The sequence below is a fragment of the Actinomycetota bacterium genome, from assembly GCA_036280995.1.
Taxonomy (GTDB): domain Bacteria; phylum Actinomycetota; class CALGFH01; order CALGFH01; family CALGFH01; genus CALGFH01.
The window spans coordinates 1-2,717 of record DASUPQ010000475.1 but is presented as its reverse complement, the minus strand read 5'-3'; the positions used below and the strand labels follow the sequence as shown (position 1 = coordinate 2,717).

The 2,717-nt window shown below is 72.3% G+C and carries 4 protein-coding genes; all 4 read right to left on the bottom strand.

Going from position 1 to position 2,717, the window contains the following annotated elements; genetic code table 11:
- Positions 1 to 165: 165 nt before the first annotated feature.
- Positions 166 to 951 (bottom strand): ANTAR domain-containing protein, encoded by a 786-nt coding sequence (locus tag VF468_15955; protein HEX5879786.1) that lies wholly within the window; start codon positions 949 to 951, stop codon positions 166 to 168.
- Between the two features lie 97 nt (positions 952 to 1,048).
- Positions 1,049 to 1,543: a DUF5994 family protein gene (locus VF468_15950; protein ID HEX5879785.1), complete on the bottom strand. Its 495-nt coding sequence runs from the start codon at positions 1,541 to 1,543 to the stop codon at positions 1,049 to 1,051.
- Positions 1,544 to 1,643: 100 nt separating this feature from the next.
- Positions 1,644 to 2,171, bottom strand: a complete 528-nt coding sequence (locus VF468_15945; GenBank protein HEX5879784.1) for a hypothetical protein — start codon at positions 2,169 to 2,171, stop codon at positions 1,644 to 1,646.
- A 69-nt stretch (positions 2,172 to 2,240) separates the two neighbouring features.
- The gene (locus VF468_15940; protein ID HEX5879783.1) at positions 2,241 to 2,405 is read right to left on the bottom strand and encodes a zf-TFIIB domain-containing protein; all 165 of its coding nucleotides are present in this window, start codon (positions 2,403 to 2,405) and stop codon (positions 2,241 to 2,243) included.
- Between the last annotated feature and the right edge of the window lie 312 nt (positions 2,406 to 2,717).

Here is a 2,717-nt window from a genome sequence, read left to right as displayed (position 1 = left end):
CGCCACCGACGCGCCCAAGTAGCGCGGTCCGCTGTCCCAAGCGGCAGCAAGGAGCCAGCGAGGCAGCGCCCACGGTTGTGGCCGACTGGGTGACCTTCGAGTGACGGCGTCGCTGCCCACCGGCTGACGGGTCCGGCGTGGAGGGCCGTGTCCTGTCGCGGCCGTCTACGGTTGTTGGTCGGCTCGGCGCTGTTCGGCTTCGGCGTCGATGATCCGGCCACGCGCCGCGGCCGCCTGCAGCCGCTCGGTCTGGGCTCGGCCAGGCTGGCCGCCCCGCTCGTACCGTCGGGCCGCGCCCTCGTGCAGCTCCGAGTCCCGGCGGTGCACCGCAACCGCAAGATCGGTGGCCTCGCGCCGCTGCACCCTGGCCTGGGCCAGCCGGTCCGAAGGGAGCGGCACCCCCCCGACCACCGCACGGGCCATCTCGACCAGCACGCGCCCGGACGACCTGGCCGATGTTTCCAGCCACCCGAGAGCGGCCGGCCGGTCCAGGTCTTCGCGGTCGACGAGCAGCTGTACGGCCTGCTCGACTAGCGACCGGTGCGCCAAGGCCGCCTGTAACTGCCCGGCCAACGGGCCCGTTTGCCGCGCCGTCACCGCGGCCACAAGCAGGCTCGCGACCAGCCCGGCATAGGCCTGCAGGGCGGCCACCGCACTGTCGTCCCACTCCCTTGGGGCGCCGACGTAGACATCCAGTGTCCCCAGCGGGCCACCACCGACCTCGACAGGCACACTGAGGGCGCCGGCCACGGCCTCACCACCCGGGCCGGAGGCGCTCGCCCACCGCAACGCGCCGGCCTGGTCGACCAGCATGAGGACGGCCCGGTCCGCATCCAGCAGCGTCGTGGCCGAGCGCAGCACCTGCTGCAGGGTCACGTCCAGGCCCTGGTCGACGTCGAGGGAGCTCAGAGCGCCGAGGCTGCCGGCAAGCTGCGCGGGTTCGATCGGCATGGCTGCCAGCGTTCCTTTCCAGGTGCGATGCCGAGGAGCAACCGGCCACGGACCAAGGATCAACGATCCGGGATCAGGTCGGGAAGGTGGGGCGTTGCTACGGGAGTGGCTGCGGCGGCATGGGGTCCTCGCCGCCGATCCCGGCGGCTGCCAGGATGTCGGCCGGCCCGGCGCTGTTGGCCGCGTCAGCTGCCATGGCCATCGCGATCCCCGCCGCGGCCGTGGTGGCCTGCGGCGGGACCACCAGCAAGAGCACGCGGTCCTGGGACGCTCTGCTGACTCCGATCGTGTGGGCGTCCATATGGCGGAACCAGCCGACGCGGACGCGGCGACCGTCCATGGCCACGCGGCGGGGAGCGGTGTCCCAGGCGTTCAGGTTGAGCGCTATCCGGGTGATCGGCCCAAGGGTGGAGTCCAGGCCCGCGATGAGGTCGGGGAGTTCGGCATCCGGATCCCGCGAGCGTGGCCACCAGCCACCATCCACGGCGCCGGTGCCGGCCATCGTGGGGTCCAGCTGCAGCCGCAGCCCCGGCGGCGCCGGTGGTCGGGTGGGAGGAGGAGCGGTGGTGGGCGTGCTGCTGGTTGCGGTCATGTCGTCGGCTCCCGTTCTCGGTTCGGCATGGAACCGACCTGTCGGCAACAGCGGCCGGCCGTCGTGGTGGCGGATGCTGGCGTGCGGGGTTGGGGTGTGGTCAGGCGGCTCGTGCTGGGGTCGGCTGCGGGCTGGGGTCGGGCAGCGGTATCGGCGGGACCGGTGTAGGCGCGCCGGACCGGCTGGCCGGCGGGTGGGTGTGGTGGCCGGGCTGGTTGGTGGCACCGCTGAGCCAGTAGCCCACCGCGGGGCTGGACCAGGTCCGCGTCCGGGTCGACGACCATCGGGCGCCATCGGTGGCGGCGGGGTCGGTCAGGAACTGCCGGATCGCCCAGACAGCGCCGCGGTCCAGCGCATCGTGGCCGTCGCCGTCCAGCTGGTCCAGCTCACCGGCAACCTCGCCCGGTGAGCCGGTCAGAGCCCCGCCGGGCCAGAGGACCACGACCTGTTCGCCGTTGGGATATAGCGCCCAGCGGCCGCGGCGGCTGCCCGCCGAGCAGGTCGGGCTGCCAAGCGAGATGTCGCTGGTTTGGTGGGACGATCCCGAGGTGGCGATCAGGAGGTTGGTGATCGCGGCCGGCTGGTCGCGGTGGTGGCGAAGCCGCGCGGGCGGGTAGTGGATCACCATGGCCAGTCCTCTCAGGAAGCAGCCGCTGGAGCGTGCGGAGCTGTGGCGCGGCCGCCTGTTGGGATCCAGTTAGCGGGCCGAGGCGAACAGGGTGGGTTCTTGGACCTGGTTGATCGCCCGCTGCTGGCGGCCGTCCTGGACCCAGCGGGCCCCGCAGCTGGTGCAGATGGCGATCGGGTACAGACCGAAGCCGATGGTGACCAGGGCCGATCGGCACAGCGGGCAGCGTGGCATCAGAGCACCTCTGTTCGTCTTCTTGGCTGTGGTAAGTGGCTACCTACGGACGAGAGGCGGCGGGCGCTTGGTTGTCGTCGCTGTTGACGCCGGCTAAGAGGCGGGGAGACGCTCCCGGGCGGACCGGGTGACCCGCCCCTCCGGCTGGACTCAACTGGCCGTTGTGTCCTTGCTGCTTGCGCCTGCGCTGCTCGTCGCGGGGGCCTCGGTTCGGCCGGGGCGTATCTGGATGCGCTTGGGGCTGGCCTCCTCGGCCTTGGGCACCAGGATCTGCAGCACACCGTCCTCGAACGAGGCCTGGATCCCCTCGGC